Genomic DNA, 16,627 nt, shown 5'->3' on the forward strand with positions numbered 1-16,627 from the left:
ACAAAATCAACAAAATTGACCTAAAACAAGACCAAAAGGTAGTAAAACTACATACAACTACTTATTCAATTCTGAGCGCCTACGCGAGCGCTCCTGACGTGCTTCTTCCTTGCCGTAGTCAGACACCACCTCCTCGACATAGACCAGATGATCGTAGGCGGCCTGGCGCGCCTGCTCCGGCTTGCCGTCAAAGATCGCATCCATCAATACCTTATGCTGGCCATGGATCTTGGAGCGGTGGCCCCGTTGTGGGTAAGCCTGCTCCAGGTTATTCATGATGTTCTTCTCCACCAGCCCCAGCAACGCCCGCATCGTGTGTAGCAGTACGACATTATGGGAGGCTTCGGCGATCCGTAGGTGAAACTCGACATCCGCTTTCACCTCTTGCTCAAAGGCCTTGGCTTCGTGGTAGCCCTCCAATTCATCGTAGATTTTCTGAATCGCCCGACGGTCTGATTCGGTGCTTCGCAACGCAGCATAATAGGCAGCCACACCTTCCAGCGCGTGACGGAATTCCAACAGATCTGCCTGCGCTTCGGGGTGGGACGAAAACAGGGTTAATAAAGGATCAGCATAGCCGCCATCCAGGGTATCCGACACATAGGTGCCACCACCCTGGCGACTGGTCAGCAACCCTTTGGCTACCAGTTTTTGCACCGCTTCCCGCAAAGAAGGCCGCGACACTTCAAACTGTTTCGACAGCTCACGCTCCGACGGAAGCTTCTGGCCGGGCTTGAGACTGCCTTCCAGAATCATGCTCTCCAGCTCCTCCATGATCACATCGGAGATCTTGGGCTGTTTAACTCGTCTATACTTCATTGATTCAAATTACTCGCCTCAGAATATTGGTATTACCAATTTTTGGTTTCAGCAGTTATAGCACGGATGCCCAGATATGCAAAACCAGCCCCCGACACCGTCGACAAAACACCTCCCACATTTTTTACTCTTCCCTCTGTTTACCTGCACCCATATAAATCAATTGGTTACAGTTTATTTCGACCAAAGTTTAAACAAACCTCCCAACAGAGGGTTGACAGCCACCCCCTGAAATCACTACGGTATTAGACCCAAGCAAACATTGGTATTACCAATTTACCAACGACCTTCCCCAGGTTCGAACAGATAACAAAAAAGAACATTCGAGGATTCATCATGACAAAGCTTGCTCGTACCGCTGTAACTGCAGCTGCCCTGACTGCTGCGATGTCGGTTGCAGTACCTGCCACCGCAGCTGACAAAACCTTGCTCAAAACTCCAGTTGCCTTCGGCACCCACCTCCCCGCTCTGGGCACCCCGATCAAATGGGTTTCCGAACAGCTGCCGGTGATGAGCGGCAACAAACTGAAGATGAAGATCTATGAGCCGGGCAAGCTGGTTGCACCGCCTGAGATCCTCGAAGCAGTTTCCAGCGGCAAGGTTAACTCCGGTTACGCCACCGCCGGTTACTGGCAGGGCAAAATGCCTGCTGCAGCCCTGTTCTCCGCTGTACCTTTCGGCCCGGAAGCGGGTGAATACCTGGCCTGGATGTACTTCGGCAACGGTCTGAAGCTGTATCAAGAGATGTACGATACCGCCGGCTACAACGTTAAGGTTCTGCCTTGCGCCATCATCTCTCCGGAAACTTCCGGCTGGTTCAAGAAGCCGATCGAGAAGCCGGAAGACCTGAAGGGTCTGAACATGCGCTTCTTCGGCCTGGGCGCCAGCGTGATGGAAAAACTGGGTGTTGGTACCGTACAGATCCCGGGCGGCGAAATCTTCGGCGCACTGGAAAAGGGTGCTATCGATGCGTCTGAATTCTCCCAGCCGGCTATCGACCAGCGTCTGGGCTTCCACAAGATCGCCAAGTACAACTACTTCCCCGGCTGGCACCAGCAGTCCACCGTGTTCGAACTGCTCGTGAACAAAGACGCCTGGGGCAAGATGAGCGAAGCCAACCAGGCGATTCTGGAAACCACCTGTAAAGCCTCTATGACCAACGCCATCGCTGAAGGTGAATCCATGCAGCATGACGTAATGGCTAAAGCCAAGGCTAACGGTGTAGAGATCCGTTACTGGAACAACGAAATGCTGTCTCTGTTCAAGAACACCTGGGACCAGGTGGTTGAAGAGAAGAAGCAAGACGCCTTCTTTAACAAGGTTTACACCGACATGAGCAACTTCCGTGACGGTTACGACCTGTGGGAAGCCAACGCCTTCCTGCCGCGTCCGCAGCCGAACCTGTAAGTGATGCAACACCGGAGCCCGTCAGCCGGGCTCCCCTGGCCGGGGAAGCTCACGCCCCGGCCGCCTTTTTTCTGACTGCTGCGCTCGATTTGCCCAATCAGTTAAAGCAGCAGCCTGTAAGTTGTTCTGCCAGCCGCCACGCACAAGAGCGGTACGCAGCCAAACCATTTTGACGAGCCCGCAACGGCAAAAGCTCTTCTAAGCTAACGCTGAGTTTTTCTGCGCGCTCACAAGAGGTTTCTATCGTGCAAAGTCACCATCAACATCAAGAGCATCCGGTCTTCGTGGCTGATTGTATTGATGCTTTTATCCGTAAGATCGGCCACCTGATCGCCTGGGTCTATGTTGCCCTGATCCTGGTCATCATCACCCAGGTATTCCTGCGTAAAGGTCTCTCCAGCGGCCTGATCATTCTTGAAGAGCTGCAATGGCATCTCTATGCCGTTGGGGTCATGTTCGGAATGTCCTACGCCCAGATCAACAACGCCCATGTTCGGGTCGATTTGATCTACGGCGGCCTGCGGATCCGAACCAAGCGGATTATCGATGTCCTCGGCATTTTGATACTGGTTCTGCCGTTTATCGCGGTGATCTTTATTCACAGCCTCGATTTCGTCGCCGACTCCTGGCGCATCAATGAATCTTCCGACTCACCATCCGGCCTACCTTGGCGCTGGGCGATCAAGAGTGTCATTCCGCTCAGCTTCGGCATGTTGGCACTGGCGGTTATCTCCCGCCTGATTCGTGATGTTGTACTGCTGTTCCGGGGAGAATAACGATGGAAATTAATGAGATTCTCGTTATCGCGATGTTCCTGTCGTTCATCGCGCTACTGTTTACCGGTATTCCGGTCGCCTGGGTTCTGGGTGGCATCGGAGTTATCTTCGCCGGCATCGGCTATCTGGCCGATATGTATCTTGACGCCTTTACCGGGCTCGACTTTCTGACCCTTGGCCTGGTGGTCAACCGGTTGTTCAAAATCATGGATAACTGGATCCTGGTCGCCCTGCCGATGTTTATCTTTATGGGCATCATGCTGGATAAGTCCGGTGTTGCCGAGAAACTGATGCAGTCGATGCAGGAGCTGTTCGGGCGAGTCCGTGGTGGCTTGGCGATCACCGTAACCGCTATCGGTATCATCCTGGCGGCTTCCACCGGCATCATCGGTGCCTCCGTGGTACTGCTGGCGGTGATGTCGCTGCCGTCAATGATGAAGCAAGGCTACTCCAAACCGTTCGCACTGGGCACCATCGCCTCGGCGGGTACCCTGGGCATCCTGATTCCGCCAAGCATCATGCTGGTTATCATGGCCGACCAGCTGGGCCTGTCGGTAGGTGACCTGTTTATGGGAGCGGTCTTCCCGGGACTGCTATTGGGCGCACTGTATATCATCTACATCCTGAGCGTGGGCTTCTTCAGCCCGGATTCGGCTCCGGTACCGGAAGATGCCAAGCGGGTTACCATGCGTGCCTTTATCGGGCTGCTGAAAGCGGTAACCCCGACCCTGCTGCTGATCTTTATCGTACTGGGCTCAATCTTCGCCGGTATCGCCACCCCGACCGAGGCCTCCGGTGTTGGTGCCTTGGGTGCAACGCTGCTGGCGATGTACAACAAGAAATTCAGTTTCAAGGTGCTCAAAGAGGTTATGCAGGGCACCTACAACACCACCGCCTATATCTTTGCGATCTTTATCGGTGCGACCTGCTTCGCGCTGGTACTGCGTGAGCTGGGTGGTGACGAGCTGATCGAGTCGTTCCTGACCGGCCTGCCATTCGGTCCTTACGGCATCATCGCTTTCATCCTGTTCATCATCTTCCTGCTCGGTTTCTTCCTGGATTGGATCGAAATCACCCTGATCATCCTGCCGTTGTTAGCGCCCGTTATAAGTGCGCTTGGCTTTGATATCGACGGCTATGGCGTGGTCGACAACCCCGAGCTGGTCTGGTTCGTAATGCTGGTGGCGATGGCGTTACAGACGTCGTTCTTAACCCCACCGGTGGGCTTCGCCCTCTTCTATCTGAAGGGGGTCTGTCCGCCGGATATCCGCCTGAGCGACATATATAAAGGGGTTATTCCGTTCATCATCCTGCAGCTGATCGCACTGGTAGTGCTGGTGCTCTGGCCGCAGCTGGTGATCTGGCTACCAGCCGCCGCCTACGGCTGATGAGAGAGCCGACGTGAAATCTGGCCCGCAGCTCTGCGGGCCTTTCACCCCCTCTCAATCCAGGCTTCATGCCCCCTCGCCAACCCCGCTTCGCGACGAATTTCAGGCAGGACAGCGTTATGTCAGCACAACAGTTTATCGATCAATTAACGACCATTGTCGGTCGTGAAAATATCAAGACCGGCGAACGCCAAACCGAACATTACCGCAAGGGCTTCCGCTCCGGCGAAGGCGACGCCTTGGCGGTGGTATTTCCGACCACCCTGCTGCAGCAGTGGCGGGTACTGAAAGCCTGCGTCGAAGCCGACAAGATCATCATCATGCAGGCCGCCAACACCGGCCTGACCGAAGGCTCGACCCCTAGCGGTGAGGATTACGACCGGGATATCATCATCCTCAACACCACCCGCATGGACAGCATCTATCTGCTGGACGAAGGGCGCCAGATCATCAGCCTGCCCGGCGCCACCCTGTTCAAGCTCGAGAAGCTGCTCAAGCCCTTGAATCGGGCTCCCCACTCGGTAATCGGCTCCTCCTGCATCGGCGCCTCCATTATCGGCGGAATCGCCAACAATTCCGGTGGCGCGCTGGTGAAACGCGGACCGGCCTATTCCGAACTGTCACTGTTCGCCCGCATCAGCGATAACGGCGAATTGGAGCTGGTCAATCACCTGGGAATCGAACTGGGCGACAGCCCCGAAGAGATGCTCCAGAACCTGGAACAGCAGAACTTTTCCACCGATGGCCAGGCCGCTCCTGGCAAAGCCTCGGCCAGCGACTATCCGGAAATCCTGCGCGACGTCGATGCCGACACTCCGGCCCGTTTCAACGCCGACACCCGCCGTCTGTACGAGGCCAGCGGCTGCGCCGGCAAACTGGCTATCTTCGCGGTACGACTGGACACCTTCGAGGTGCCGCAGCAAGAGCAGGTCTACTACATCGGCACCAACGATCCGGCCCAGTTGACCCAGCTTCGCCGGGATATTCTCAAAGGCTTCAAGAACCTGCCGGAAGTCGGCGAGTACATGCATCGCGATGTGTTCGATATCGCCCTGAAGTACGGCAAAGACACCTTCCTGATGATCAACTACCTGGGCACCGACCCGTTGCCCAAACTGTTTGCCGTGAAGGGTTCGATCAGTGCCTGGCTGAACCGGTTCAGCTTCCTTCCCAAGGAGCTGCCGGACCGGGTGATGCAGATCATGAGCCGCTGCTGGCCCAACATCGTACCCAAGCGGCTGATGCAGTTCCGCGACGACTACGAACACCATCTGATTCTGAAGATGAGTGACGAGGGCATCGACGAAGCGGACGCCTACTTGAAAGAGTTCTTCAGCGATCCGGCCAAGGGGGGCTATATCGCCTGTAGCGCCGACGAAGCGAAGAAAGCCTATCTGCTGCGCTTTGCCGCCGCCGGAGCTGCGATCCGGTACGAGACCGTCCACCACAAAGAGGTCGAAAATATCCTGGCGCTGGACATTGCGCTCAAGCGCAACGACGAAGACTGGGTCGAAAAGCTGCCGGAGTCGATCACCTCGCAGCTGGTCAGTTCGCTCTACTACGGCCACTTTATGTGTCATGTGTTCCATCAGGACTACATCCTGAAGAAAGGCGCCGATGCCAAAGCGATCAAGCAGCAGATGCTCGATATTCTGGCGGCCAAAGGCGCCAAGTACCCGGCCGAGCATAACGTCGGCCACCTGTACGAAGCGGAAAGTGGTCTGAAGAACTTCTACGCCGAGCTCGACCCGACCAACACTTTTAATCCGGGTATCGGCAAGACCTCCAAACGTCGCTGCGGCTGCTGATTTTGCACTCAACGTGACCTAAAACCAGTGGGCCGACAATTAGGTTTGTCTCGCCCGCTGGCTTGGAGTATAAAACCAAAGTCTACCCAACTGATCGCTACTTAAAGATCGACAGCAGGTAGCCGCTAGCGAGTAAGGACGCAACGGATTGACGCCATCGGCGCCAACCGCACAAAAAGCCTCTGGAAGGATAAGCGCAGTCCCTCGATACGCATGTCACAGAATTAATGTAACGCCAGTAGCCGTTCGGACAGGGCCGAACCTGTTCGACAGACGTATCCAGTACCAAGGAGTACCACCATGTCTCTGCCAGAGATTAAAACCATCCTTTACACCACCTCGCTGAGCAAGCACACCCGTCCCGTCTTCCGTCAGGCGGTCAAGATGGCCGAACTCTATAACGCCAAGCTGGTGATGCTGCACGTGGTTGAGCCGATCGGCGAAACCGGCCAGGCGCTGATCCAGAATTACCTGGCGCCCGAGCTGATCAAGAACATGCATGACGAAGGTCTGGCCAAGGTCAAAGACAACATGAAGGACCGGGTCAAGAAGTTCTACGACGACGAAATGCAGGATCTTGAGGTCCATCCCGACATCACCATCGAACAGATCGTCGGCGAGGGCAACCGTTCCGACGAGATCGTCGAAGTGGCCAACGAGATCGACGCCGACATGATCTTGATGGGCTCCCACAACAGCCTGGGACGCAGCAGCCGCACCACCCGCCAGGTGATCAAGTACGCCAAGCGCCCGGTGATGGTAATACCGGTTAAGGGTTAACCCCCAGGTTTCATCCAACCGGTCGCCCCGTGGCGACCGGTCTATCTGCTCGTCCGCAGCCGACACGGCTGAAATATTGGCCCGCCAGGTTGATAGATTGATGCAGGGACGTATCAACATTGGCCATAGGCCAATGCGCCCAGAAACAACGCTGCACTGCGCAACTGCAGCAGTGTTCAGTGGGCGACACACAAATGGGAGGATGCCTATTTGTCCATCAGCTAAACAGGACGGAACGTCTCTATGACCGCCACCAGCTGGGCGCTGACCGAGCGCATCTTCCTAACCGTTTTTCCGCTGTTCGTGATCGTGCTCTGCGGTTACCTGTACGGCCGACGCCATCGCCCCGATATCGAATTCGCCAACCGCGCCAACATGGATATCTTTATCCCGGCGCTGATCTTTCACTCCATGGCGACCCAGACCTTTCCGCTGAGCCAATACCAGGACCTGGCCCTGGGCGGGTTGCTCGTTGTACTGGGCTCCGGACTGCTGCTTTATCCCATCGCCCGGCTGCTGAAGCTGAATCTGAAAACCTTTCTGCCACCGATGATGTTCAACAACACCGGCAACATGGGCATCCCGCTGCTGGTATTAGCCTTCGGCGAGCAGGTTCTTCCGGCGGCGGTGATTCTATTTATTGTCGAAAACACCCTGCATATGAGTGTCGGTGCGATGATGCTGGATCGCAACACCCGACTGCTGAACCTGCTGAAAATGCCGATGATCATTGCCACCATCGCCGGTATCAGCTGGAGTCTGAGCGGCTGGCAGCTCCCCAAAGCGGCGGCGCTACCGATCGAGATGCTGGGTCAGATCTCGATCCCGTTGATGCTGTTTACCCTGGGAATCCGGATCGTCGAGGTCGGTTTCAAACACTGGCAACAGGGCGTGATCGGCGCCCTGCTCTGCCCGCTGTCGGGAATCCTGGTGGTATTGATAATCCAACCCTGGCTGCAGCTCTCTCAGGAGCAGTTCAGTCTACTACTGGTCTTTGGTGCCCTGCCCCCGGCGGTGCTCAACTACATGATGGCCGAGCGCTACCAGCAACAGCCCGAGCAGGTGGCTTCGATCGTGCTGCTGGGGAATATCGGCGCCCTCTTGACGATCCCGCCGGTGCTGGCCTTCGTGCTTTGATCCAGCCCTGCTGACACTCCAATCCAATGGCAACGGGACGAATGACGGATGACGCAGCATCACCAAGGCGGCTCTGTCTGCTGCCTGTCCTACTGCCATTCTAGCGAGAGAAAACGATCGACAGGATCAACGACTCCGTTCCTTTATTCTCATCCCCCAAGTCGGCGTTTGAGATGTGCCCCAGCTCGAGCCTGAGTCGGCGATCCGGGGACAGAAGATAGTCGAGCATTAAGGAGGTGTGAAACTCCACATCATGATCAAGCTCGTCGCCCAATTTGTCAGAGCCTTCATGATAGTAGCCCGCCGATAAGCTGATACCGATTTCAAACTTGCGGCCAAGCGGAGTCTGCTTAAGCACACCAAGACCGACTAAATAATCACCACGATCCGATGCCAGCAGTTGGGCATAGGGCCGAATATCCCAGTAGTTAGCCAGAGGCTCCCACTCGTAGGCAACACGCCCTGTTGCCAGTTGATCGCCATTGTAGGCTCGCAATGCACCGGCTCCGACAACCAGTCTGGTATCTGCGTATGCCACACTACCGACTACTGAGATCGCAGCACTAAGCACGATCCATACGAGGGTTTTCTGCATCGACTTCTCCTCAACAATCCGATGATGCAAATCAACCAAGCGTCTAGGAAGTGTAATACACCAGCGCTATTTAGCCGCTTTGCCCAACAATTTGCCCAACAAAACGAAGCTTTTCTGAGGGATATCTGCCTCTGCATCGGAAATGTCATTTATCTGGGCGTATGATTAAGCTGATGAGTTCTTCAGGCTCTGCGGTATCGATAATCGCGCAGATAAAAGAGCTCAACAGCCTATTTGCCGAATTAAGAGAGCCCCATGTTTCGTCGCACCAAGATCGTTACCACCCTCGGCCCGGCCACCGACAAGGCCGATAACCTCAAAGCCCTGCTTCAGGCCGGCGCTAATGTCGTCAGACTCAACTTCTCCCACGGCAGCGCCGACGATCATCTCGAGCGGGCCGAACAGGTACGTCAATTAGCCAGCGAGCTAGGCGTGCAGGTCGCGATCCTGGGCGACCTCCAGGGTCCCAAAATTCGGATCTCCACCTTTGCCGATGGCCCGATCCAACTCAAAGTCGGTGATCGTTTCACCCTCGACAGCGCACTGGCCGCCGGTGCCGGCAACAAAAAGGCAGTAGGACTGGACTACAAGACCCTACCGCAGGATCTGGAGCCCGGCGACCGACTGCTGCTCGACGACGGCCGGGTACATCTGGATGTGGAAGCGATCGAAGACACTAGGGTCATCACCCGGGTCAGCCTGGGTGGGCAGCTGTCCAACAACAAAGGCATCAATAAACTTGGCGGCGGACTCTCTGCCGCGGCGCTGACCGACAAGGACCGGACCGATATTTTGACCGCCGCCAAGATCGGGGTCGATTACCTGGCCGTCTCCTTCCCACGCAGCAGCGACGATATCGAGCTGGCCCGCCGACTGGCATCCGAGGCCGGATTCGAGCCCAGCATCGTCGCCAAGGTGGAGCGTGCCGAAACGGTCGAGACCGAGATGGCCATGGACGAGATCATCCTGGCTTCCGATGCGGTGATGGTGGCCCGAGGTGACCTGGGGGTCGAGATCGGCGACCCCGAACTGGTGGGTGTGCAAAAGCGCCTGATCCGACGCGCCCGTCAGCTCAACCGAGTGGTGATCACCGCCACCCAGATGATGGAGTCGATGATCCACAACCCGATGCCGACCCGTGCCGAAGTGATGGATATCGCCAACGCGGTACTCGACGGTACCGACGCGGTGATGCTATCGGGTGAGACCGCCATGGGCGCCTACCCCGTCGAGACCGTCAAAACCATGGCCGAGATCTGCCAAGGAGCCGAAAAGCACCCCAGCGTGAATGTCTCCAAGCACCGGCTCGACAAGACCTTCACCGACATCACCGAAACCGTGGCGATGGCGACCATGTACGCCGCCAACCACTTGGAGGGAGTCAAGGCGATTATCGCCCTGACCGAGTCCGGTAAAACCCCACTGCTGTTGTCACGCATCAGCTCCGGCCTGCCGATCTTCGCTCTGTCACGGGACACCGACACCCTCAACCGGGTCAGTCTTTATCGAGGGGTACGTCCGGTTCGATTCGATTTCTGGGCCAGTGACATCGCCGTGGTGGCCGACAAAGCACTGGAGCAACTGAAGCAACAGCACGACCTCAACAGCGGTGATATCGTCCTGGTCACCCATGGAGGCAACTACGCCCCCCAGTCGGGCACCAACAGCTGCAACGTTCTGACCGTCCGGTAGCCAGGAGCCGCAAAAAAGCATGCAGATCGGAATCGACCTCGGCGGCAGCAAAATTGAGCTCGCGGCACTCGACCCACAGGGTCAGCGCTGCTATAGCCAGCGTGTTGCCACCCCCGCCGGGGATTATCTGGCCACCGTGGAATCGATCATCGAGCTGGTGGAAGCCGCCGAGCAGGAGCTGGGGCAGCAAGGCTCGGTCGGCATCTGTATCCCGGGCACGCTGTCGCCGGACCATGGCCGGGTCAAGAATGCCAACTCCACCTGTCTGATCGGCCAGCCGCTCGATCTGGATCTGCAACACCGCTTGAAAAGACCGGTACGACTGGCCAACGATGCCGATTGCTTCGCCCTGTCCGAAGCGATCGATGGCGCCGGAAAAGGAGCGCAGACCCTGTTCGGGGTGATTTTGGGTACTGGAGTCGGTGGCGGGATCGTCCATCGGCAGCAGTTGCTCAGCGGCCCGAATCGGATCGCTGGCGAGTGGGGTCACAATTCGCTGCCCTGGCCAACCGAAGAGGATCTACCGGCGCTACCCTGCTACTGCGGTAAGCGTGGCTGTATCGAAACCTACCTGTCCGGGCCGGGACTGGCTGCGCATCACCAGCAACGCTACGACCAGCTTCTGAATGCAGAGGAATTGGTTCGACTGGCCAAATCCGGCGACCTCCAAGCCCAGGACAGCCTGGGGCGCTATTACGATCAGCTGGCCCGCGCGTTGGCCGGGGTTATCAACCTGCTCGACCCGGAGGTAATCGTGCTCGGCGGAGGTCTCTCCAACATCAAACGGCTCTACAGCGAGATTCCGTCGCGCTGGGGTGACTATGTGTTCTCGGACCGGGTCAACACCCAACTGGTCGCCGCACAGCACGGTGATGCCAGCGGTGTTCGTGGGGCGGCTTGGTTATGGCCGCCCCAAGACACATCTGAATATTCCTAAGCCAACTGACGCTGTTTCAGAAACTCGGCCATCCAACCGGCCACCGTGACGGAATCGATCTGCGCAGACGCAACCCGTAGCGTCTCCAAGCCCTGCTCCGCCGTCTCGGTCGGGATCGGCTCCCCTTTACGCAGCGCGACCAGATCGGTCTCGTAGGCCAGATTGAATTCCGGATGGGCCTGCAGGGTCAGAATCCGATCGTTGTACAGCAGCCCGGCATAGGCACAGAAATCCGATTCGGCGATCACATCGGCATTGGCGGGCTTATCCAGCACCTGGTCCTGGTGCATCGCGCTGATGGTAAACCCATCATCACTGGAAATACTCGTTGATATCGATGAGGCCGCGTCGGTCAACTGATAGCGATGCAGACCGACACCCCAGCCGCCGGGGTACTTATCTACCCGACCACCAAACGCCTCGGCGATGATCTGATGACCGAAACAGATTCCCACCATCGGCAGACTGGCTCGATCGATCTCCAGAATCAACTGCTTGAGCCGCTGCATCCAGGGCAGGTTTTGATACACGTTGAACTTGGAACCGGTGATAATCCAGCCGTCACAAGCCTCAGCCGCCTCTGGGAAGTTGTCGTCCCGCACGTCGAAGATCGCGTACTCGAACGTCTCACCCGCCTGATCGAACAGGTCGATAAACATCTGTGCATAGGAGCCGTAGGACTCCAACAGTTCATCGGGCGTAATACCGGTCGCCAGAATCCCCAGCTTCATACGTCACCTCACACTCTATGGATTTCGATGGGACCGACCACCATAACCTCGAGCGATCCCATGGGTTTAATCAGGCCAGCCTCAGCAGCTGACCTGATCGATCAGTTTTCCGGCTGTGCCAGCAGTTTTTCCTGTCGACGCAGCTGCCACATCCCCAGACCCACGCCGATCGCTACGATCAGAATCATCAGGGTGGCCAGTGCGTTCACCTCCGGCGAGACCCCCAAGCGGACCTTGGAGAAAATCACCATCGGCAGGGTACTGTTACCCGGTCCAGAGACGAAGCTGGCGATAACCAGATCGTCCAGCGACAGCGTGAACGCCAGCAACCAACCGGAGATGATGGCCGGTGAGATCAACGGCAGCGTCACCAGGAAAAACAGGTGTAGTGGTTTTGCCCCCAGGTCCATCGCCGCCTCTTCCAGCGACTCATCCATCGACGACAGGCGCGCTTGCACGATCACCGCCACATACGCCATACAGAAGGTGACATGGGCGATGATGATGGTGCTGGCACCCCGCCCAGAGGGCCAGCCGAACATACCCTCCATCGCCACAAACAGCAGCAACAGCGACAGGCCGGTGATTACTTCCGGCATCACCAGCGGGGCGGTGACCCAGCCGGAGAAGATCATCTTGCCGCGGAACGGCCCCAACCGGCTCAGGGCGAATCCTGCCATGGTGCCCAATACCACCGCCGCAGTGGCGCTGATAAAGGCGATCTTCACGCTCAACAAAGCCGCATCGATGATCTGATCATTGTTGAACAGCGACACGTACCACTTCAGCGACCAACCACCCCAGACGGTAACCAGCTTGGAGGCGTTAAAGCTGTAGATGATCAGCGCGATAATCGGGGCGTAGAGGAAGATAAATCCCAGCGTAGCCGACGAATTCAGGAACAAAGAACGACGTTTCATTAGGCTGACTCCTCTTTGCCCTGGCTGTTTCGGATCAACATGATCGGCAACACCAGAATGATCAACATCATGATTGCCACCGCCGAGGCCATCGGCCAATCACGGTTAAGGAAGAACTCATCCCAAAGCACTCGACCGATCATCAGCGTGTCGGGACTACCCAACAGCGCCGGTATCACGAACTCACCCACGGCCGGAATAAACACCAGCAGACAGCCGGCTACGATCCCCGGCAGCGACAACGGCAAGGTAATCAGGAAGAAGCTGGTCACCGGACGGCTGCCCAGATCTTCTGCCGCTTCGAGCAGGGTCATATCGAGTTTTTCCAGCGCGCTGTAGAGCGGCAGCACCATAAACGGCAGGTAGGTGTAGACGATCCCCAGATAGACGGCAAAGTCGGTCTGCAGCATCGTCAGGGGTTCGTCGACGATCCCCAGTCCCATCAGGATATCGTTGACCAGCCCGTTCTTTTTCAGGATTCCCATCCAGGCGTAGACCCGCAGCAGGAAGGAGGTCCAGAACGGCAGGATCACCAACGCCAGCAACAGCGCCCGGGTCGAGCCATTGGAGCGGGCCATCAGGTAGGCGATCGGGAACGCTACCAACAGGGTGCAGAAGGTCGAAATACCGGCGATCTTGATCGAGCTGAGATAGGCGTCCAGATAAAAGACATCATCGAGCAGGTAGAGATAGTTACCCAGATTCAGCTTCAGGGTGACATAGGCCTCTTCCATGTCCCCCACCCATTCGAGCAGGGCGGTATAGGGTGGAATCGCGATCGCCGTCTCGGCCAGCGAGATCTTGAACACCACCAGGAAAGGCACAAAGAAAAACACCGCCAGCCATAGCATCGGCACGGCGATAACCGCCAACCGGCCCCAACTGACACGACGAAAGAAGTTGTATTTGGCCAGGCCCTGGGTGATCGCATCGACCGCCGCAACCGTGGGTCCGGCCTGAACGGGAGGTTTGCCACTCATGATGTCAGTACCACGCTGCTTTCTTCATCCCAGTGCAGGAACACCTTGTCATCCCAGGTGAAGCGCTCGCCGATCCGGCGATCAAAGTTGGGTTGGGTGATCCGCACCTCTTTGCCACTGGCCAGCTTGACCCGGAACAGCGACAGGCTGCCCATGTAGGCGATATCTTCGATCACACCACTGAGGCAGTTATCGCTCTGGCCCGGGTTCTCGTGACTCAGGCGGATCTTCTCCGGACGTACCGCCACATGGACGATCTGATCCGGCGAACAGCTGATACCGTGATTGATAAACAGGGTACTGCCGGCTTCTTTGGACTTGATCCGAACACTGTCCGGCTTATCCTCAATCACCTTACCCTCGAACAGGTTGACCGAGCCGATAAACTCGGCCACAAAGCGGCTGCTGGGGTATTCGTAAACATCGTGGGGCTCGTCGGTTTGGACGATCACACCGTGATTCATTACCCCGATCCGGGTCGCCAGCGTCATCGCCTCTTCCTGATCGTGGGTCACCACCACGAAGGTCACCCCCAGCTCCTCCTGAATATTCATCAGCTCGAACTGGGTCTCTTCACGCAGCTTCTTATCCAACGCCCCGAGCGGCTCGTCCAGCAGCAGTAGCTTGGGTCGCTTCACCAGTGCCCGTGCCAGTGCCACCCGCTGTCGCTGACCACCACTGAGCTGACTGGGCTTACGACGCCCCAGATGACCCAGCTGGACCATCTCCAGCATCTCGCCGACCCGCTGCTTGATCTCCGCCCGCGCAACGCCTTCGCGCTTCAGGCCGAAGGCAACATTGTCGGCCACGCTCAGGTGCGGGAACAGCGCATAGCTCTGGAACATCATATTGACCGGGCGCTTCCAGGGTTCAACCCCGGACATATCGACGCCATCGATCAGAATCCGGCCGGAGGTCGGGTTTTCAAACCCCGCCAGCATCCGCAACAGGGTACTCTTGCCCGAACCGGAGCCTCCCAGCAGACAGAACAGCTCGTTTTTGTAGATATCCAAAGACACATTATCAACGGCGGTGAACTCGCCGAATTTCTTGGTCACTCCCTGGATTTGAAGAAAGGGTTCCGCGCCTTCCTGTTTCCATACGGGGATTTCCTGCTGCGCGGGTGTCGTGGGTTGCATCTCGGTAACAGCTGAAGTCATAACTAAATCTCGAACGGAATGGCTGACGGGGGCTACGTAACGGCGGACTAGACGTAGATACCGGCTCGATCACTGATAGGTCGAACACGGCGGCTGGACGCATACGGTGTGATCACCGACAGGCCGCCCCCTTTTCTGATCAAAGATAACCGAGGTTGTGACGACTGCCACCCCCTCGGTTGATCGGATTGCTCAACGACCAGTCTTAATATTGGTCCAGGCGCGGGTCAGGATACGATCGTACTTTGAGGTGTGGGCATTCTGGGTGAACAGGTTTGCCTTGACCTTTTCCGTCGGGTAGATACCCGGATCGTTTTTAACTTCGTCCAGCAGCAGCGGCTCGGCGGCACTGTTGGCGACAGCGTAGAACACATAGTTGGCGATCCCCGCACCGGACTCGGCCCGCAGCAGGAAGTCGATCAACTGGTGGGCTTCTTCAGGATGAGGCGCATCGGCCGGGATCGCCAGCAGGTCAAACCAGGCCACGGTTCCCTCGGTCGGAATCGCGTACTTAACAGAGATACCCTGGCCCGCCTCTTCGGCTCGGCTGGCAGCCTGCAGCACATCACCGTTGTAGCCTACGGCTAGACAAACCTCACCGTTGGCCAGGTCGGAGATATATTTACTGGAATTGAAGTAACGATAGCTCGGGCGGGCGGCTGACATAAGCGCAGTCGCTTTTTTCAAGTCAGACTTTTTCTCGGAGTTCGGATCCAGACCCAGGTAGTTCAGCGCAATCGCCATCATCTCGGCGGGTGAATCCAGCAGCGCGATACCGCAATCGGCCAGTTTGGCCGCGACCTCGGGCTTGAAGATCAGATCCAGACTATCAACCGGCATGTCACCCAAGCGTTCCTTGATCATCGCCTCGTTATAACCCAGGCCGATGGTGCCCCAGGCGTAAGGAACATTGTGTCGGTTATCGGGATCATGGCCGGAGATCTTGGTTGCCAGCACCTGATCGATATTGCCCAGATTGCTCAGCTTGCCGCGATCAATCTCCATATAAACACCGGCCTGGGCCTGACGCTCCAGGAAGGAACCGGTCGGAACCACCACATCGTAACCGGAACCGCCGGTCATCAGCTTGGCTTCGAGCACTTCATTGGAATCGTAGTAATCCAGATTCACCTTGATACCGGTTTCTTTCTCAAACTGCGGTATTAAGGCCGGGTCCATGTAATCGGACCAGTTATAGAAGTTGACCACTTTCTGTTCGGCCATCGCCGACGCGGACAAAGAGAGGGCTACGGCGGCGGCGATCCCAAGTGTCTTTTTTTGCATTGATCTGTCTCCATGCGCTATTTCAACGTTGCTTTGAGGTGAAGGGGAACACCTGCAGAACTCTGCGTCATAGCTTGTTTGTTATTGTTCTACTGCCCGATAAAGCATGTACACGACCGGTTGATCCGGCTCTTTTCACGCTTTGCACGTAGCTTGAATATACGTCAGCCAGCGGTCGAAACTACCCCAACGCGGGGTTATTGACACTTCTCT

General features: G+C 56.8%; 15 protein-coding genes. 8 read left to right on the forward strand and 7 right to left on the reverse strand.

From position 1 onward, the window contains the following. Window positions 1–57: 57 nt before the first annotated feature. Entirely contained in the window at window positions 58–819 is a 762-nt protein-coding gene (locus DV711_RS13615; protein ID WP_114696245.1) for an FCD domain-containing protein, read from the reverse strand. Between the two features lie 336 nt (window positions 820–1,155). On the opposite strand from DV711_RS13615, the gene DV711_RS13620 reads away from it, so the two are divergent. From DV711_RS13620 to DV711_RS13645, 6 genes are all read left to right on the forward strand, one after another. Beyond that, a complete protein-coding gene (locus tag DV711_RS13620; protein ID WP_114696246.1) occupies window positions 1,156–2,226 on the forward strand; it encodes a TRAP transporter substrate-binding protein in 1,071 nt (356 codons plus the stop codon). Window positions 2,227–2,510: 284 nt separating this feature from the next. Continuing rightward, window positions 2,511–3,002 carry a TRAP transporter small permease subunit gene (locus DV711_RS13625; protein WP_243633820.1) on the forward strand — a complete coding sequence of 164 codons (492 nt, stop codon included), beginning with the start codon at window positions 2,511–2,513 and terminating at the stop codon, window positions 3,000–3,002. Between the two features lie 2 nt (window positions 3,003–3,004). Then, window positions 3,005–4,390, forward strand: a complete 1,386-nt coding sequence (locus tag DV711_RS13630; protein ID WP_114696248.1) for a TRAP transporter large permease — start codon at window positions 3,005–3,007, stop codon at window positions 4,388–4,390. Between the two features lie 119 nt (window positions 4,391–4,509). Then, window positions 4,510–6,198, forward strand: coding sequence for a D-lactate dehydrogenase (dld, locus tag DV711_RS13635; protein WP_114696249.1), 1,689 nt, complete (start codon window positions 4,510–4,512; stop codon window positions 6,196–6,198). A 300-nt stretch (window positions 6,199–6,498) separates the two neighbouring features. Further along, on the forward strand, window positions 6,499–6,978 hold the full coding sequence (locus DV711_RS13640) for a universal stress protein (RefSeq protein WP_114696250.1): 480 nt from the start codon (window positions 6,499–6,501) through the stop codon (window positions 6,976–6,978). A 243-nt stretch (window positions 6,979–7,221) separates the two neighbouring features. Beyond that, window positions 7,222–8,115 carry an AEC family transporter gene (locus DV711_RS13645; RefSeq protein WP_114696251.1) on the forward strand — a complete coding sequence of 298 codons (894 nt, stop codon included), beginning with the start codon at window positions 7,222–7,224 and terminating at the stop codon, window positions 8,113–8,115. Window positions 8,116–8,215: 100 nt separating this feature from the next. On the opposite strand, the gene DV711_RS13650 is transcribed toward DV711_RS13645, so the two are convergent. Next, entirely contained in the window at window positions 8,216–8,710 is a 495-nt protein-coding gene (locus DV711_RS13650; protein WP_114696252.1) for an acyloxyacyl hydrolase, read from the reverse strand. 255 nt (window positions 8,711–8,965) lie between these two features. Between DV711_RS13650 and pyk the strand changes: the two genes are divergently transcribed. Then, window positions 8,966–10,402, forward strand: coding sequence for a pyruvate kinase (pyk, locus tag DV711_RS13655; RefSeq protein WP_114696253.1), 1,437 nt, complete (start codon window positions 8,966–8,968; stop codon window positions 10,400–10,402). Between the two features lie 19 nt (window positions 10,403–10,421). Further along, window positions 10,422–11,339: an ROK family protein gene (locus DV711_RS13660; protein WP_114696254.1), complete on the forward strand. Its 918-nt coding sequence runs from the start codon at window positions 10,422–10,424 to the stop codon at window positions 11,337–11,339. Here DV711_RS13660 and DV711_RS13665 read toward each other — a convergent pair. The 5 genes from DV711_RS13665 to DV711_RS13685 all read right to left on the reverse strand — a co-directional run bounded on the left by DV711_RS13665 (window position 11,336) and on the right by DV711_RS13685 (window position 16,414). After that, a complete protein-coding gene (locus DV711_RS13665) occupies window positions 11,336–12,070 on the reverse strand; it encodes a type 1 glutamine amidotransferase (RefSeq protein ID WP_114696255.1) in 735 nt (244 codons plus the stop codon). The two genes, DV711_RS13660 and DV711_RS13665, sit on opposite strands and share 4 nt — an antisense overlap. Window positions 12,071–12,171: 101 nt before the next feature. Then, window positions 12,172–12,990 (reverse strand): ABC transporter permease subunit, encoded by an 819-nt coding sequence (locus DV711_RS13670; protein WP_114696256.1) that lies wholly within the window; start codon window positions 12,988–12,990, stop codon window positions 12,172–12,174. Then, a complete protein-coding gene (locus tag DV711_RS13675) occupies window positions 12,990–13,970 on the reverse strand; it encodes an ABC transporter permease subunit (protein ID WP_114696257.1) in 981 nt (326 codons plus the stop codon). Before DV711_RS13675 ends, DV711_RS13670 begins: the two co-directional genes overlap by 1 nt. Beyond that, on the reverse strand, window positions 13,967–15,130 hold the full coding sequence (locus tag DV711_RS13680; protein WP_207802636.1) for an ABC transporter ATP-binding protein: 1,164 nt from the start codon (window positions 15,128–15,130) through the stop codon (window positions 13,967–13,969). The genes DV711_RS13675 and DV711_RS13680 overlap by 4 nt, the downstream gene beginning before the upstream one ends. A gap of 192 nt (window positions 15,131–15,322) precedes the next feature. Next, the gene (locus tag DV711_RS13685) at window positions 15,323–16,414 is read right to left on the reverse strand and encodes a polyamine ABC transporter substrate-binding protein (protein ID WP_114696258.1); all 1,092 of its coding nucleotides are present in this window, start codon (window positions 16,412–16,414) and stop codon (window positions 15,323–15,325) included. Window positions 16,415–16,627 lie beyond the last annotated feature (213 nt).

Origin of the sequence: Motiliproteus coralliicola (genome assembly GCF_003345655.1) — a bacterium.
GTDB lineage: Bacteria > Pseudomonadota > Gammaproteobacteria > Pseudomonadales > Balneatricaceae > Motiliproteus > Motiliproteus coralliicola.